The organism is Thauera sp. 27, assembly GCF_000310125.2.
Taxonomy (GTDB): domain Bacteria; phylum Pseudomonadota; class Gammaproteobacteria; order Burkholderiales; family Rhodocyclaceae; genus Thauera; species Thauera mechernichensis.
Genome location: NZ_AMXB01000028.1, coordinates 17543 through 32018 on the forward strand (window position 1 = coordinate 17543; position 14476 = coordinate 32018).

Below are 14476 nucleotides of genomic sequence, written 5' to 3' on the forward strand. Positions count from 1 at the left end.
GCAACCGTCACCGCTCCACGATCACTGCGTAGCATCGGCGCGAAGGAGTGAATAGCTGTGCCGCGGACTCTTCAGTCACAATTAGCACCAAGTCACTGCCAACGCCACCGGCTTTCTCTTTATCGCCTACTGGAAAACGTTGGGACTTGCCAGGCCTTCACCAACTCGTCTTTAAACCCGATGATGACTGTCCTCATTAAAGTACTACTCCACTTTGGCCTTGGGAGTCAGACCGTCAGAAATCATGGCAACAAAGAGCAGGAAGATAATAGGGAGGAACACACCAAGCAAGACAGTAAAACCTAAGACACTGTCTGATGCATCCAGTGGGCGATCAACTATGAAGGACCATCGCAAACCAAAACTCACCAGTAATTGAGCCAGGCCAAAAGCCACGGCGAAATTTATTATCGTCCCAATCCATATCCAGATTTCGCCCATACGTTTCCACATAACGATATCCCTTTGCGTGACTATCCTGGGTCACATGCTTTCAACACGATGATCCCCGGCGTTTCGCATCCGTGAATCATCATCGCCGCCCTTATCTATCCGATCAGTTTGCCGCCCAATGCCCGTACGGCATCTGCAAACGCCGCTTTTCGGTCTTGAGGAATAAGCGCTGTGCCTGAAAGCAAAACTTCGCCCTTTCGCCAATCTCGGAAAACGCGCTGCAGCGAATAGGAATACGACTGAACTCCAAGAGAGATATATCCAGTCACCGTTCAGGCGCATCGATACGCGAGAACAGCACCCGACGCACCCCCTCCGTAATGACACCTACTCCGCTATGTTCGATAATTCAGGCTCTCACAGTCTCGCCGTTACGCAAGCCACTTATATGTTCCGCTTGCAGAAATTCACCTGGGTGATGATCATCCGAGCATCATCAACGCCGGCAAGAATGTCTGATATATCCGGACAAGGGTGCCTCCCAATATTGAAGCCTGACATTTTTGCTCGAAGGTTGCGAGCCTTAACAAAAGCCTTCTCGTAGCCATGAGCGCGAGAACTGAAACGTCTCTTGACTTGGTGCGTTCGCCCCCCCTCCCCTGGCTCCATCCAGTACGCCACCCAGATTAAGTCATAACGAGGCTGTCCTTGTGCGTCGAGACGTCGGTCAATGAGCCGCGTGACCCCGGCGGGCAAAAGTCTCTTCGCGGTTTTGACGGTCGCTTTGAGATGCCCTAGCTTTCGCTGCTGGTCTCTCAGCGACTCTCGGGTAATCTGCGCAGCCGCAAGAGACGCCTTCTCACCACCGTACTGGGCGTCCGTGAAGTAGAGCTGAACGGGCTCCCCCGATGCCGCAGACGATGCCGATAAACTAAGTTTCCAACTGCACTCATCCTTCATGCGAGTGATGAACTTGAGCGGATCAGACGGTTGCTTTACTTTCACCGGGTGCCTACGTAAAAGGCCAGTATCATCTGGTCCTCTTTCGTTTCGTTAGTGTGGCGTTAGCGAATAATGACATTGTACGGATTCACGCGCGTTACCGCTCGGTCAGATCGTCGGCGACGCTTCACGAAGGAGGCAGTCCTCTACTCGCGCACAACCGCTGAGACGGCGTTTTCGGTCCTGAAGCTCATCCACTCGTCACAGTCGATCGTCGCAGCAACAGCAGACCTGCAGGCATCGATCGAGTACATGGAACGCAATCTGGCCAAAGCTGCCAGGGCACGGCGCCGAACGTAGGGGTCGGCCAACTACCTCTCCGCTGCTCTTAGTCCAGTACACCTTGCGTTATGCGTCTCCGTGGCCAACAGAGATCGGTGTGGTCATGGCCTTATCAGTTCTCTGTGTCTTCACTTAGTGCGGCAGTCAACGCCTCCGCCGCGTCGAAGCCTTGCTGCCACCAGAAAGCCTCTTCCGAATGGACGCGGTAAGGACAGGTTGCGCATACTGAGCTTTGGTCGCTTGAATACCTGAAGGCTGTGCATCACAGTCCTGTCCTTTCCCGTGATATCAATCAGCTTGAGTTGCCGCCACGACGGCCTTGATAAACGCCGGGCAGACGTCATTGAGACGCATTGCGCCAGGATCCGGGTAGCTAGGCCGCTCCAGCATTTCGGCGAGGGTGAGCAACCGGCCATCTTCGTTGTTCTCATAACCGCACTCCGGACAGCCGTGGTTGTCCACCGAGATCTCGCTGCCGCAGCCAGGGCAGATAACAATGTTCAGGTTTGGCATCGTGACTTTTCCAGGTCAGTCGCTATCGGTTACTCGCGGGGCGTCGATGAATCCATGCCACAGCTTCGCCGCCCACCAACCGATGGGCAGAAGGGAGGCACAAAGAAGTACGTCCGCAACCACTGCCCTGACTTCCTCCCCTGAATAAAGGCGGTAGCCGAAGCCTCCAGCGATGGCCGCCAGGGCAGCAATAAGGGCAGCCTTCGTCTCACCGGCCAAGACCAGCAGCGAAATGGCTATGAGAGCACCGCAAAGATAAATCGTCATGGCTACATTTCCTATGCGTCCTGGCGGGGTACTTCCACTTCCAGGTGGATGCGCGTATTTGCGTTGGTCAGAATTGCTGCGACCTGCTCAGGCGAGCTACCCTCAAGCGAAGACAAGTCCGAGGAGGCGAACCTCACATTGACGACCTCGTGGTCCTCCTCACCGAGGAAGCCGGCTTGCGCTGCCGCCTGTGGGACCGAGTTCGCAATCCACGACGCAGCCAGAGGGCCATACAGAGGCTCATTGGTCACGGGGTCGAACTTGGTCATGCGCAGGTACAACCCGGTTGATTTCTGCCGAACAACGGCAAACGACGCTACGCTCATGTGTGCCTTCATTTCCCGGTGACGTACAGCGCTCTGTAGGCAGCTACGACCTGATCCGCCAAAGGGAGTGCCGCAACGATTACCAAGATGATCACTGCGGCATACACAAGTAGTACCGACCAGTCCGTACCCTCCTCTTTGCTGAGCTTAAGTCTCCTGGATGTCCGAGTAATTGCGATACGCTTCAACTGTCTACCCCCCTTTTCCGTTGCGATCAATTCGCGCTGCTTGATAGCGCTTCCTGCACCTTCTTTGCTGCCAGATTAGTGCAAAGCCATAGGTCGCCGCCCTGCACATGCTCAACAACCGCAGCTTCGATGATTTGCCGGATTGTCTCCACATCGATTTCCGGAAGTTCATGAAGCACCTTCGCGGTACTGCGTTCGTGCGAGGGCATCGCCGTCAGACTTCCGTAGAACTGCCCTCGCGCCGTCTTGTAACCTGCTGGTTTGAGTTTCACGTTCCTTGCCTTACCGTTCGCCGCGCCGTTCGCGCTCGGCGTCAATTGCTTGTTGCGCGAGGGGCGTCCACGCCTCCAGAGGCTTGCGGTCAATGCGGACGCCTTTGACGTTTAGGACCAGACCCTCATGGATAGCGGCACGGCGAGAGTCGGACCACTTTAGCCCGCTTCCTCGGCAATACCAGCGGCCGGACCCCGTGGGCATGCACTGTACTTCGGTCAGCGGGACTCCCTTGTCCCACACCAGGTAATGCTGCTCTGCCAGTTGCTCGACAACAACCGTCCGGCCGCTCGCTAGCTTCACCTGGCGAAGGGTCGGATTGGTATGGATGCGTGGGCTGCTCGACATGCTCTCTTTCCCGGTATCACCAGCGCAGGCGCTCGATGGCCTCTTCAATAGCCGAGACCTTTGCCTCAAGGTCCTCGTAGTAACGCTGCGGCTGATAGGTCGCTTTCAAATACCGCTCGTATTCGGCCTTGAGCGCTTCTAGGCGTTCAATGGCTTCGTCCATTTCTTTCCCTTTATACCCGAGATGTTGCTTCGGAGTCGGCGTGTAATCTCTGCACTGGGGCGAATCCGTCCACCCGGGCCCCTCACACTTGAAGTAGTGGTTTGTCGTTTCAGCCAGTCGGCCGGCTATGTTCGTTCGGTCATAGCGGCATTTGCTCAAATGCGTCGATAGTCAGGAACTCCCACGTACCGCAGTCCATCCCGAGCGCAGATTCGATTCGCGCCGTATGTGGATACTGCGGGAACACAACACCGGCACACCGGTTTCCGACAGTCGCGCCACAGAAGGGGCACTCCACGTTAATCGCCACTTTGTACTGCCCGGTGCTTGTCAGAAGATGCGATCCGATCTTCTTGTTCCCATTCACCAGTTGTACTTGCATAGATTTCTCGGCGTGGGTCTTAGCTCTTTCGGCCATGCTGCCTTTTCCTTGGTGGTCACTCGGTATGGTGCTGCAGGTGGCTCTCCAGCAGGCGGTGAGCTTCCGCGACCGCTGCTTTCGCTTTCGCAATCGTGGGAAAGCCAGTCACCGCACTTTCTTGAACACCCATCACCTTGGCCGGCGAGCCTTCCGGAAAGGTCTCCGGGAACCAGACATAGCCGGTAATCCGCACATTGAACTGCCGCTTGTGCCCGAGCTGCAGGGGTCGCACCACAGCAAACTCCCGACCCACCATCGTCGCAACATGGGTCTTGAGGCCCCCTGTTGCCGCCGGAAGCCACACGAGTTCACCGGTTCGCGTGTTCCTCGCGGTCACGGTGTCCAACCAGCGGCCGATTGGACGAGTTTCGGACATGGTTCCTTTCCCGATCTATTTTGATGACTCATGCTCGCACGATAGACATTGAGCGCAAGCCCCCATGTACATGCGACCACCTAGTCATCTCCGTCTCTCGGCGGCGATCCGCTCGCGGGGCAGTGATCCAACTCACGGGAAGACGCCCCGCGTCGACGGTACGCACGCGAAAGGTCTGTTGTGTGCCGCGGCAGCAGCCCATCCTGTCGCAACCTCAGCATTCTTCCGCATTTCCAGCAAACCACGCGCCGGGCTGCTGCGACCGTCGTTTCACCGGTGTCCCCGCAGGAAGCCTCGGATTCATCCGTGGGGTTCATAACGTACTGCCTTCGGTTGTGTTGACATCCTCCCCGTCCTCTTGCTTCGCAAGCCGCGTTGCGGGAAGGGCGGGGATTCCTACCGGACTAGGCCGCATGGCGTAGCCCCTCGGTGGGTTCTCGCTTCTCAGGGCGGCCTGACTGCACCGTCTCCTCCACGAGCGCATGACCGTCGCCGGCCAGAACCGCGAGCCCCGCGGCCAGAATGTTCTTCGCGGCATTCACGTCCGCATGGTCGGTGTGGCCACAGTACACACACCGGAAGGTTTCGCCTTTGCGGTTGTCCGCATGAGTGTGACCGCAAGCATGACAGCGCTGCGAGGTGTAAGCCGGATTGACCAGCACAAGCTGACCACTGCGCCACTCGAGCTTGTAGGCGAGTTGATCCTTGAACATCGACCATCCCTGGTCGAGGATCGAGCGGTTCAGCCCCGCCTTCTGGCGCACTCTTTTGCCGGGCGCATCCTGGGTGCCTTCGGCCGAGGCGCTCATCGCGCGAATCTTCAGATCCTCCAGGCACACAAGCGCATACTTGTCGGCGATCTGCGTCGAGAGCTTGTGCAGGAAGTCCGCGCGTTGGCGCGCGATCTTCTGGTGGATCTTCGCCACCCGTGCCTGGACCTTGCGAAGCCGGTTCGAGGCCTGCAGCCGAAACCCCTTCGGAAAGGGTTTGTCCTTCGGGATGCCAGCGGCGACCTTCGCGGCTTCGAGCTTGCGTGCAACGGCACGTTGGTAGCGGCGCAGCCGAGCGAGTGACTTGCGGTGCGCATCGCGCGGGGCGACAAGTTGCCCATTGTCGAAGGCGGCGAAGTTATTCACCCCGCGATCGATGCCGCAGGCCTTCGTGCCGGTGCCCACGGGAAGGTGTGCGTTCGAGATCTCGCATGCGATCGACGCGTACCAACCGTCCTGTTCGGCGCGCAATGTGACCGTGATCGGTCGCCCTTCGATGGGCCGACTGGCGCGATAGCGCAGCCAGCCCACCTTGGGAAAGCGGATGCGGCCGTTGGCCGCGTCCACCGCGAAGCACGCCACATCGGTCTCACGCAGGCCGATCGGGTCGCCGCGGCGCTTGAACTTCGGGTAGCCGCCTTCCTTCCTGAAAAAGCGCTGGAAGGCGCCATCGAGCGCACGCACCACGTTTTGCAGCGCGTGCACCGGCACCTCGGCAAGATAGGCCGTCTCCGGGGCCTTGCGCCAGGTGGTGACCCACTGGCACATGCCCGCGAAGCCGGCATACTTCTCGCCACGCTCGCGTCGAGCCTGCTGCTCGGCCAGGGCGAGGTTCCACACCTTGCGGCTGCACCCTGCCCAGCGTCGTAGCACCGCCTCGGCCTTGCGGTTGCTCCGCAGCCGATACCGGTACGCACGATGGAAGCCCGCTCCCTCACTCATGCGATCAGGCTCTCACGTCCGGTCCGAATTTCAAGCCCCCAGTTCGCCTGCAGCGAGCGCGCTATCCTTCCCCGGCCTGAAGTGCCGTGGCTTGCCGCGCATTTCGGTCATTTCGAACCGTAAACGGAAAACGCCCCGCTGCGCCGGTGGCGGCAACAACGGGGCGTTTCTCTTGGTTCAAGCATGCTTGGCGTGAGCTCGCTTGCGCCTTGCTTCCCAACTGTTGATTCCTACAATGCCCACTATTATCGATACAACGATGCCGCCAAGCACCGCAAGACCGATGAGCACTCCTTGGAGATCCATTAGTGCCTCCTGGTGAATCGCTCAGACAGGACGAAGTACCCTGCCAAAGTGAATACAACATACACGGCCGGGCACATCAGGACAACCAGAAGCGAGTCCGGTAATCCTTGTGATTGGAGCAAAAGCTCCAGCGATTTCCCACCGAAATACCCGAACTGCGCTGCACCCAGAGTCTGGGACACCGCAGCAAGGTAAATGGCTCGCTCACGATTGAGTTTCATGCGCCTCCTTGGCTTGCGAGACCTTGGAGCCGCACCCTTTCGGGGCATGGCCCCGAAGGTTGTTTGTGTGTGCTGCTATCCGATGCTGTACGTCTGCACGGCTAGTGCAAATCGTCTCTGCTGCATCTTCGCCGCCGGGCTTTCCGGGTCGATCGGCATGCCCGTTGCCTGGTGGAGCACCGTCCGGTGCATCATCCGCCCCGAAACCCAAAGCGGGGTCTGGTAGATCTGCACCTGGCCAAGCTCAATCGCCTCGAAGAACGCTCGAAACTCGGCCTTGGTTGCGTCCCTCACCGAGATCTCGCTCACGACCCGAAGCAGCTTGCCGCCCTTGTCCAGACGGTACTGCTCGCCGGCGCCGATGATCTCGGCCTCCGTGATCCGCTGTCCGCACCATTCATGGCTGTGGTTCTTGAACGCCTCGTGGATTCTCTCGGCGCTGCCCCCCAGGCTGGGGCGGTTCTTTCGATCTTGCATTTCTCTCTCCAGCGAATGCCCGGGAGAGTCCTCGCCCGATGGGCGAGAACCCATCGGGCGAGTGATTGTTCAGGCCGCCATCAACAGCGCAGCCAGTTCGTTTTCTTGCACCTCTGCGACGCTGAACCAGCGCTTCAAGGTCCGGGCCAGAAGCTCGCCAACAGCCACGAACGCCGAGAACACGATCGACTGACCGAGAACCTCGTGCGCTGTGGTTGCGGAAAGACCTTCGACCAGCTCCGCAGGGATGCCCTTGCAGGCTGCATGCTCACGCGGGGTGAGCAAGCGAAGCAGCTCGGGCCGGCTCGGGTGCTGCACCTTCGGTTCGGTGCTTCGGTTCTTGGCGTAGCCAGTCCCGATCGTTCCAACCTTGGTCGACTCCGGGCCCACGATCTGCATCGCGAACCCCTTGCCGGCCGCAGCGTCACGCTCTTCCTTGGCTTTAAGGTAGCCCATCTCGGACCAGCACGGCGCATCATCCGCGACGGACTCCAGGATCTCGCCCAGACGCCGTTCCCGACGCTCAGGCTTGACCAGGCACGACCAGTCGAAGGAGATCCCTTCGGTGACCGCCACCATGCACATGCGCTGTCGGTGCTCGAGCTCGTTGAACTCGGCCCCATCGAGCACGGTTTCATGCACGACGTAGCCCAGATCGCGAAGCTGGTGCCGGATGATGAACATCGAGGCCGTGTTTGCGTACGGCACGACGTTTTCGAGCACCACCAGGGCCGGATTGACCTTGGCGATGATGGCCAGAAACGCCACCACCAGGTGTCCGACATCCGGGTGCGCTTCCGCGCACGAAGTGCCGTTCTTCGCCCGCCCCGAGAGGCTTGCGCCCGTGCATGGAATACCGGCAAAGAGCGCATCGACCTCGCTGAGCTTACTCATCGCCCAGGCATCGAACACGAGCTCCTGCATGGGCGCCCCGAGTGCGACCGTGTCCGGGCGCCAGGCGGGGTTAGCCGACGAGGCATGTTCGAGCAGTTCCGGACGGATGTCATTGGCGAAGGCCAGATGCGTCTGGAGGCCTTCGGCGCCGAACCCGCGGTGGAGCGCGAGATCAAGCACACCCCCGCCGTGCGAGAGCGACCCGACCTTGAGAGCCTCGCCCCGCTGCAGCTTCTGACGAAGCCGCTCGATACGCTCGACCTTTCGAGCCTCACTCGCCAGCGGCAGGATGTAGATCACGCCCTGGCCGGTGACGATTCGGACCTGCTCGAGACCCTTGAAGACTGACAGCGTCTCCAGCGAGTTGATGTCGATCACCGGGACTTCCTTGCCGCCGGCCTCCTTGCGGGAAACGCGACGAAGGCCGCCCTCCTCCCGTCGCAGGATGACCGCTTTTCGGTCACGTTCGACATGGACAGAGAACGACGAACCGGGCGTGAAACCGGCCTGCTCGGGCTGGCGACCCTGCAGCCAAACCCTCGGAATGCCACGGTTCGAGCCAATCTTCACTACTTGGTAGTTCTGCATGGTGTTTCTCCAGAAAAAACGGAGACACCACGCCCACCTTGCAGGGGAGTGATGTCCCCGTGAGGTGGGTTGTTGTCCTGTGCGGACGAGAGAGGCTGGGTTTGCTCGGTTGAGCCCGGTGGGTCCAGCTACCGGTTCGGCACGAGGCCAGAAAATACAATGACTATAGCGCAGCGCCAGGCCGGACTCAACGCATGTGCGGAGGCAAGTTTCGCGTAACGAACTCCTCGAGCTGGCGCGCGTAGGCAGCCTTTTTCGCCTCGATTTCGGCCGGACTCTCGAAGATGCGCTTGCCGGTCTGGTGGTGCTGCACCCACACGCGCCAGCCGTTCTTGGCCACCGTCTCAGCACCACTCAGTGCGTTCGCACGTGTCTGCGGATTGTCTGCGGCGCTCACCACCCGCCCGGTATTGCCGACAACGTACACGAGATTCCAGACCTTGTTCGAGCTCACTCTCTATCCTTTCGTTATGACCTGGACAAACTGTCCGATAGCACTTGTCTCGAACGGCTCAGGCGTCTGCTTCTCTTTCGCGATCTGTTCTGCATGCACGATCTCCGGTACCGAATCTGAGAGCTCGAACGGCATCGCCTCGTCGCAGCGTCCCGACTCGGCCAGCCGCACGAGGACGCGGCCCAGTACCTCGTTGTCCCCGGCAGCTTTGCAGCCTCGAATCGGATTATCCAGGATCGGGCTGAACCGAACGAAGAGATGCCGGCAGGAACGACACGGCTCGCCCAACTCCCTGCGGAGTCGGCCCTCGGTGTCGTCGGATAGGTACAGACTGGACATTGGTACGGCAACGGATGCTGATTCGATGCGTCCAGCGTACCGGCAGAGCCGCGTTCTTCAAGCCCACGAAAGCAAAAGGCCCGACTTACACGCATGCGCGCAAGTCGGGCCTTCGAGGCTATGCCTCTTGGTAATGGTTCAGCCGATCAGCAGCAACTGCCGCCTTCTCGTCCGGGATGTCCTCCCGGCACGTCCCAGGCTGGATCGCCTGCACTTCCTCGTCGGAGAGGACAACGAACGTGGCGTCGGCAAGCGGGACGTGATGCACGTTGAACGCGCCGTCGTTCGGGACTTTCCAGTCCTTCACCGACTTCACGATGCAGTGCCCCGGTTTCTCGCGCGCCTCGAGCACCGTTCCACTCCAGCGTCCGGTGTGGGTCATCGCGTCGATGCTGTGCTGCAGTTCATTCGCTGCAACTTCGCGCTCGCGCGCCGGGCCGCAGTGGGCAGCACCGCCGCCCAGTTGTCCGCCGTGCCCTTGCACGGAGCCGACGTAGCGCCGGCCGTCTGCGGTGGTGATACGGAAATACACCATGTTGCGGTTCCTCGTTGTTGCGGGGGAACCGACCCAAGGGCGCGGTTTGCCCCCTTGGGTTTTGGTTGGAAGTCGTACTCAGGACTGCCCGATGGCCGCCTCAAGCTCGCGGATCTCTCCCATCAGTTGCTCACGCTGCGACTGCAAGGACTGCAGGGAAAGCGCATACGCTTCGAGCGCGCCATCGCGCTCGATGATCCGCTGCTGCGCCGCGATCGCGTCCTCGCAGTAGATCAGGAGTTCTTTGGCCCAGGCCAGCCTATTGGCTTGACGATCTCTCTCTTCGCTCATTGCACTACTCCCTCGACCTCCAGGACATGACATCCGGGATAGGCGTCGATGACCTGTTCCTTGGCATGGTCCTCGGTCTCGGCCCAGCACTCGTAGGCTATGGGCGTTTGATCGAGCATCTCGGCGCCCGGTTGCTCAATGAGGAGCGCCCGGAAGAAGTTCAGACGGTACGGTGCCAGCATCCAGGTTGCATCATCCCCGGCGGTTACGGGTTTGTCCCCCTCGGTGCTCGCGAACTTTGTCGCAAGGTCGAGCGTGGACCAGCCGTAGTGGTTCGACCAGAATCCGGCGCCGTCACCCTTTTCCATTTCGGAACGGGAGAAGATCACCCAATCGCAGAAGGCATCGCCTTCCTTGTAGGTGCCGTTCTCGATCGAGTCGTTCATCTCCTCGCAAACTGCGCCGACATGATCGATTGCCCAGTCGATCACATTGCCGCCGTTCTCGATCCATTGGTTGCGGAGCATCTCGTTGATGCTGTCGGTCACGTTCGCCTCCTCGACTTCGTCGACGAGGATGCTGACGGTTACGATGCGTGCCATGGTGGTGCCTCCAGATAGGTTGCTGGGGGCGCCCATTCCCCCTAGGGGATTGGTGCCCCCGGTTGGGAAAGTTGCTGCTTAGTGGACTTCTTCGACCAGGTACAGCTTGATCGTTGGTGCGTCGAACTTCCGATAGTCGCTGTGCTTGGCCGAGCCAATGTTGTTGACGTCGCACGGATCGGTGCTTCGGCGTTCGAACCCCAACGCCTCGCAAGCGCGGTGCGCCCGGGTTGCGCCCTCAGCGCTGACATTGACCGTCACATAGACGATGCCGGCAGCGGGCGAGATTTTCACCTTCGCCCACATGAACGCAGCCTTGAGTGCATCGATTACCGCGTTTCCGGAAACACTCTTCTCGGTCTTTCGCACCGCACTGAGCTGCTCACGGTGGAAGGCGAGATCGTCTTTGAGTTTCTCGATCTCGGTCTTGAGGCGATCGCACTGCTGGGCGTGGTACTCCCCTGCATGCAGATCAAGCGTGACGCACTGGGGGGCGTACGAAGCATAGCCGCGGATCTTGGAAGAACGATCCGTGTGATGCTGTCGAAACTCGGCTTTGATGCCCTGCTCGGCCAGCGCCTTGATGAAGATCCCCGCATCGCAATCCTCCTCAAGGAACACCATGTCCTCGCGTTGGTAGCTGCAACGGGAAATCCGGTCCGCAACGCCGGCCTTCTGGAGGTCGGTGCGCTTGACCGCGAGCCACCCATGCCCGGGGTCGGCGTAAAAGTCGAACTTTCGGGTGCGAGTTACTTCGGGGGTCGCTTCGATGATGCTCATGGTGTGCTCCAAGAAAAAACGGAGCACACGAGCCCTGCGGGCTTGAATGCCCCGCGAGGGTTGATGAAGTCCTGAACGGACTTTGACTGCTGGGTTCGGCTCGTGAGAGCCCGGTGGGTCCAGCTACCGGATCGGCACAGAACTGCCAGAAACGTTTACGATTTTGCTCGATTTCGCCGGGCCTTGCAACGCGCTCCTCCTATGGCAGCATCGTCTGCATGGATACCAACGAACACACCCCCGGTGGCGTCTGGCCATCGGCGATCTCTTCACCCCGGAGCGTACGCACTGGCCCGACAATCGCTTTGAGCTTCGCTACTTCGACGGCAGCTTTCTGCTCCAGATCTGCGAGGCCAGCCCTTCCGAGAAGAGCATCGCGGCCTTTCGCCACGGCGCCATGCACATCGGGCTTCACTACGAGCAAGGGGTTATCTTTTTTCTCTTCCGGATCGATGGAACGTGGGCCTGGTCGGATCAGGCGTTTTCGATTCACCTCGTCAGCGAGGCGGATCGCGGTCCAGGCGAGCCCTCCGACAACGCGTTCGTGCCGCTCACGGTGGTGCTTGTCGACTCGAACACGGGGCGCGTCGCCGCGCTTCGCATGGTCACCATGAGTCCGCGATTTGCTAGAACCTTCCGCGGCCTCATCGATAAACAGCGCGCCAGCCCCTTCGACCCGGAAGCGCACAAGAGAACGATTGCCGCCTTGTACACGAAGTACAGGACCTCCAAAGACCTGGCCGATGCAGCGCTACTTCAGGAGCGTGCGGGCAGCAATCTCGTCTGAGGGGCACGACATAGCACACAAGCCCTTCACGCCCTGGAAAGGCGATCAGCGGCGCGCGGCGCTACTTCTTTTCTGTGCGCCCCCTATCCTTGCGCTCTCTGCGTATCTGGTGCCCGATATCAGGCTCTATGCGGCCGCTGCCGCTGCATTGAGCCTGCTGCTTGGGTGGCGCATCCGTTCTCGGGTGCAAGCGCGCCAGCACGGACAAGAGATCGAGGCGACGTTCTCAAGCCGCGCGATCCCCGAACTCGAAAAGGCCGGGTTCACCGTCGAGTCAGGACACTTGACCCGGTACGGAGACATCGATCTGATCGTCCGTCGGGCCGGATGGTGCGCCACCATCGAGATCAAGTCGTTCCGCTTCTGGCGGGGCCGGCTTCGCGATCAGGCCCGTCAACGAAAGGCACGAGTCCAAGCCAGACGCCAGAAAGAGGCGCTTGGCGCTGACCTCGCCGTCATCTGGCTGCCTAAGGGCTGGCCCACCTGGCTCACCCGCGTTATGAACTGGCTCTTGCCCGAGCGGAACCCCATCGTGGTGATGGGCACCGCGCGCTGGTTGGCGAAGGAAATAGCCCGCCATTCGCCACCGAGCCGTTAAGTGCGAACTATACTCGACTTGATGCCGACGGCCTCGAGACGATCGGCAAGCTCGTAGGGGTCGAGGTCGATACGCGGCGCCTCCATCTCATCTGGATAGCCATCGGCCTCGATCAGCGCCTCCCAGCGCGTTACGGCCTCATCAGGCACTGCCAACGCGTGCAGGATCATCTCTGCCCCGCCATCGATCCAGCCACACTCGGCCTTGAGTTCGTTCGACCAGTCGTGCTGGAACGCCTCGCGAAAGACAGCACGCCCAAGGCCGGCGAGATCATTGCGCACGCCCGCTTCGAGAGCGGCCCTCTCCCAGCGATCCCACGGATAGTCGCCTGCGGTGCCGGTGAAACAAGGCGCCGTGAGCACACGGTCGCGAAGGCGGATCAGGTCGACAGAGGCGATGCTGGAAACGAGAGGGATCATCTTGGCGTACTCAAAAGTTAGCGATCGCGAACAGAATGGTAGAGGGTGACGAGTTGAACAGCCCCCGATGTCTGGCTTGATGTGCCGCAAGCTCGCATTTTGACATCCTCCCGGCCCTCTCGCTTCGCGCCCCCCCGTTGCGGGAAGGGTCGGGTTTCCTGCTGGGCTAGGCCGCACGGCGTAGCCCCTCGGTGGGTTATCGTTTCACCGGGCGGTCTGACTGCACCTGTCCCTCCGCGAGCGCTTGCCCGTCGCCGGCCAGAACCGCGTGTCCCGCGGCCAGAATCCTTCCCCGGCCTGAAGTACCGGGGCTTGCCGCGCATTTCGGTCAGGCCTGAGCAAGCAGAAACCTGGCGAAGCTGGCTACCATCTCTCGCTGCGCGACCGGGAGCTGTTCACAGGTACGAAGAATCCCCTCCGAACAGGAAGAGACGCCGAGTCGCGCCGCTTGGTACTCGGACAATTCGTCCGCCAGGCGCGGTGAAAACTCAGCAATATCGCACCCTAGCCCTCGCGCAAACTTCATCGCGGCCGACACATTCAAGGGTGCATGCGCGTTGAGATACTGCCAGACCATCCCTTGGCTTCCTACGCCGTATTCAGCACCGAACGCCAGTTGGGACAGGGTCGACTTAGCCTGAAATATCCCTCGGAGGCGACGCGCTTCTTCTTCGTGCACAGGCAGGATTACCGGCTTCTTTCCCACCGCACGCATGTCCCCAGCAGTCGGCTTTGCGCTCACTTCGCTCATGTCTTCCTCTGAAGGCTCTCTCCAAGAGCATACAGCTGGAAACGGTGTCTTCAAGCGTTGCTTGTTGGGGGCAACGCACGAAACGGAATAAATCGTACCCTAAGCCGTCCGCCCGTCTTCACTTCACCAGGTAGGGCTTGTTGATGGTGGCGGCGAGGTCGGGGCCTCTGTAGTACGGCCGAATCCAGATCAGCTTGCGATCTTGGCTATCTGGACCGTGCGGCTGCCGG

Annotated in this window: 20 protein-coding genes; 2 read left to right on the forward strand and 18 right to left on the reverse strand. The window is 60.2% G+C overall.

What is annotated here, in order from left to right; all coding sequences use genetic code 11:
• Positions 1–204: 204 nt before the first annotated feature.
• The 16 genes from B447_RS14850 to B447_RS14945 all read right to left on the reverse strand — a co-directional run bounded on the left by B447_RS14850 (position 205) and on the right by B447_RS14945 (position 11691).
• A complete protein-coding gene (locus B447_RS14850) occupies positions 205–453 on the reverse strand; it encodes a hypothetical protein (protein ID WP_157384691.1) in 249 nt (82 codons plus the stop codon).
• A gap of 1512 nt (positions 454–1965) precedes the next feature.
• Complete coding sequence (locus B447_RS14860) at positions 1966–2190, reverse strand: zinc ribbon domain-containing protein (protein ID WP_002942052.1); 225 nt, start codon at positions 2188–2190, stop codon at positions 1966–1968.
• 15 nt (positions 2191–2205) lie between these two features.
• Entirely contained in the window at positions 2206–2457 is a 252-nt protein-coding gene (locus B447_RS14865) for a hypothetical protein (protein WP_002942055.1), read from the reverse strand.
• A gap of 11 nt (positions 2458–2468) precedes the next feature.
• The gene (locus B447_RS14870; RefSeq protein ID WP_002942056.1) at positions 2469–2783 is read right to left on the reverse strand and encodes a hypothetical protein; all 315 of its coding nucleotides are present in this window, start codon (positions 2781–2783) and stop codon (positions 2469–2471) included.
• Between the two features lie 214 nt (positions 2784–2997).
• Positions 2998–3243 (reverse strand): hypothetical protein, encoded by a 246-nt coding sequence (locus B447_RS14880; protein WP_157384692.1) that lies wholly within the window; start codon positions 3241–3243, stop codon positions 2998–3000.
• 365 nt (positions 3244–3608) lie between these two features.
• Positions 3609–3755, reverse strand: a complete 147-nt coding sequence (locus tag B447_RS22585; RefSeq protein WP_157384693.1) for a hypothetical protein — start codon at positions 3753–3755, stop codon at positions 3609–3611.
• A 139-nt stretch (positions 3756–3894) separates the two neighbouring features.
• Entirely contained in the window at positions 3895–4173 is a 279-nt protein-coding gene (locus B447_RS14890; protein WP_002942063.1) for a zinc finger domain-containing protein, read from the reverse strand.
• 19 nt (positions 4174–4192) lie between these two features.
• Positions 4193–4552: a hypothetical protein gene (locus B447_RS14895; protein WP_002942065.1), complete on the reverse strand. Its 360-nt coding sequence runs from the start codon at positions 4550–4552 to the stop codon at positions 4193–4195.
• Between the two features lie 404 nt (positions 4553–4956).
• Positions 4957–6264, reverse strand: a complete 1308-nt coding sequence (locus tag B447_RS14900; RefSeq protein ID WP_002942067.1) for an RNA-guided endonuclease InsQ/TnpB family protein — start codon at positions 6262–6264, stop codon at positions 4957–4959.
• Positions 6265–6866: 602 nt separating this feature from the next.
• Complete coding sequence (locus B447_RS14910; RefSeq protein ID WP_002942072.1) at positions 6867–7268, reverse strand: hypothetical protein; 402 nt, start codon at positions 7266–7268, stop codon at positions 6867–6869.
• A gap of 69 nt (positions 7269–7337) precedes the next feature.
• Entirely contained in the window at positions 7338–8540 is a 1203-nt protein-coding gene (locus tag B447_RS14915) for a DNA cytosine methyltransferase (protein WP_198291819.1), read from the reverse strand.
• 397 nt (positions 8541–8937) lie between these two features.
• Positions 8938–9204 (reverse strand): hypothetical protein, encoded by a 267-nt coding sequence (locus B447_RS14920; RefSeq protein ID WP_002942079.1) that lies wholly within the window; start codon positions 9202–9204, stop codon positions 8938–8940.
• 457 nt (positions 9205–9661) lie between these two features.
• Positions 9662–10078 carry a hypothetical protein gene (locus B447_RS14930; RefSeq protein WP_002942084.1) on the reverse strand — a complete coding sequence of 139 codons (417 nt, stop codon included), beginning with the start codon at positions 10076–10078 and terminating at the stop codon, positions 9662–9664.
• Positions 10079–10156: 78 nt separating this feature from the next.
• Entirely contained in the window at positions 10157–10369 is a 213-nt protein-coding gene (locus tag B447_RS14935; RefSeq protein ID WP_002942087.1) for a hypothetical protein, read from the reverse strand.
• The gene (locus B447_RS14940) at positions 10366–10911 is read right to left on the reverse strand and encodes a hypothetical protein (RefSeq protein ID WP_002942093.1); all 546 of its coding nucleotides are present in this window, start codon (positions 10909–10911) and stop codon (positions 10366–10368) included. The genes B447_RS14935 and B447_RS14940 overlap by 4 nt, the downstream gene beginning before the upstream one ends.
• A gap of 78 nt (positions 10912–10989) precedes the next feature.
• Positions 10990–11691, reverse strand: a complete 702-nt coding sequence (locus B447_RS14945; RefSeq protein WP_002942094.1) for a hypothetical protein — start codon at positions 11689–11691, stop codon at positions 10990–10992.
• A gap of 163 nt (positions 11692–11854) precedes the next feature.
• Here B447_RS14945 and B447_RS14950 point away from each other — a divergent pair, with 163 nt between their 5' ends.
• Together B447_RS14950 and B447_RS14955 are read left to right on the forward strand one after the other, a co-directional pair.
• Entirely contained in the window at positions 11855–12478 is a 624-nt protein-coding gene (locus B447_RS14950; RefSeq protein WP_002942098.1) for a hypothetical protein, read from the forward strand.
• Positions 12435–13076 carry a hypothetical protein gene (locus B447_RS14955; protein ID WP_002942101.1) on the forward strand — a complete coding sequence of 214 codons (642 nt, stop codon included), beginning with the start codon at positions 12435–12437 and terminating at the stop codon, positions 13074–13076. The genes B447_RS14950 and B447_RS14955 overlap by 44 nt, the downstream gene beginning before the upstream one ends.
• On the opposite strand, the gene B447_RS21890 is transcribed toward B447_RS14955, so the two are convergent.
• Positions 13073–13495, reverse strand: coding sequence for a hypothetical protein (locus B447_RS21890; RefSeq protein WP_002942104.1), 423 nt, complete (start codon positions 13493–13495; stop codon positions 13073–13075). The genes B447_RS14955 and B447_RS21890 overlap by 4 nt on opposite strands.
• A 328-nt stretch (positions 13496–13823) precedes the next feature.
• Complete coding sequence (locus B447_RS14965) at positions 13824–14246, reverse strand: helix-turn-helix transcriptional regulator (RefSeq protein ID WP_002942107.1); 423 nt, start codon at positions 14244–14246, stop codon at positions 13824–13826.
• Between the last annotated feature and the right edge of the window lie 230 nt (positions 14247–14476).

Coding starts and splice junctions, on each gene's coding strand:
- B447_RS14850 (WP_157384691.1), bottom strand. CDS start 453: ATGTGGAAACGTATGGGCGAAATCTGGATATGGATTGGGACGATAATA.
- B447_RS14870 (WP_002942056.1), bottom strand. CDS start 2,783: ATGAGCGTAGCGTCGTTTGCCGTTGTTCGGCAGAAATCAACCGGGTTG.
- B447_RS14965 (WP_002942107.1), bottom strand. CDS start 14,246: ATGAGCGAAGTGAGCGCAAAGCCGACTGCTGGGGACATGCGTGCGGTG.
- B447_RS14945 (WP_002942094.1), bottom strand. CDS start 11,691: ATGAGCATCATCGAAGCGACCCCCGAAGTAACTCGCACCCGAAAGTTC.
- B447_RS14930 (WP_002942084.1), bottom strand. CDS start 10,078: ATGGTGTATTTCCGTATCACCACCGCAGACGGCCGGCGCTACGTCGGC.
- B447_RS14955 (WP_002942101.1), top strand. CDS start 12,435: ATGCAGCGCTACTTCAGGAGCGTGCGGGCAGCAATCTCGTCTGAGGGG.
- B447_RS14865 (WP_002942055.1), bottom strand. CDS start 2,457: ATGACGATTTATCTTTGCGGTGCTCTCATAGCCATTTCGCTGCTGGTC.
- B447_RS21890 (WP_002942104.1), bottom strand. CDS start 13,495: ATGATCCCTCTCGTTTCCAGCATCGCCTCTGTCGACCTGATCCGCCTT.
- B447_RS14895 (WP_002942065.1), bottom strand. CDS start 4,552: ATGTCCGAAACTCGTCCAATCGGCCGCTGGTTGGACACCGTGACCGCG.
- B447_RS14935 (WP_002942087.1), bottom strand. CDS start 10,369: ATGAGCGAAGAGAGAGATCGTCAAGCCAATAGGCTGGCCTGGGCCAAA.
- B447_RS14940 (WP_002942093.1), bottom strand. CDS start 10,911: ATGGCACGCATCGTAACCGTCAGCATCCTCGTCGACGAAGTCGAGGAG.
- B447_RS14860 (WP_002942052.1), bottom strand. CDS start 2,190: ATGCCAAACCTGAACATTGTTATCTGCCCTGGCTGCGGCAGCGAGATC.
- B447_RS22585 (WP_157384693.1), bottom strand. CDS start 3,755: ATGGACGAAGCCATTGAACGCCTAGAAGCGCTCAAGGCCGAATACGAG.
- B447_RS14900 (WP_002942067.1), bottom strand. CDS start 6,264: ATGAGTGAGGGAGCGGGCTTCCATCGTGCGTACCGGTATCGGCTGCGG.
- B447_RS14910 (WP_002942072.1), bottom strand. CDS start 7,268: ATGCAAGATCGAAAGAACCGCCCCAGCCTGGGGGGCAGCGCCGAGAGA.
- B447_RS14890 (WP_002942063.1), bottom strand. CDS start 4,173: ATGGCCGAAAGAGCTAAGACCCACGCCGAGAAATCTATGCAAGTACAA.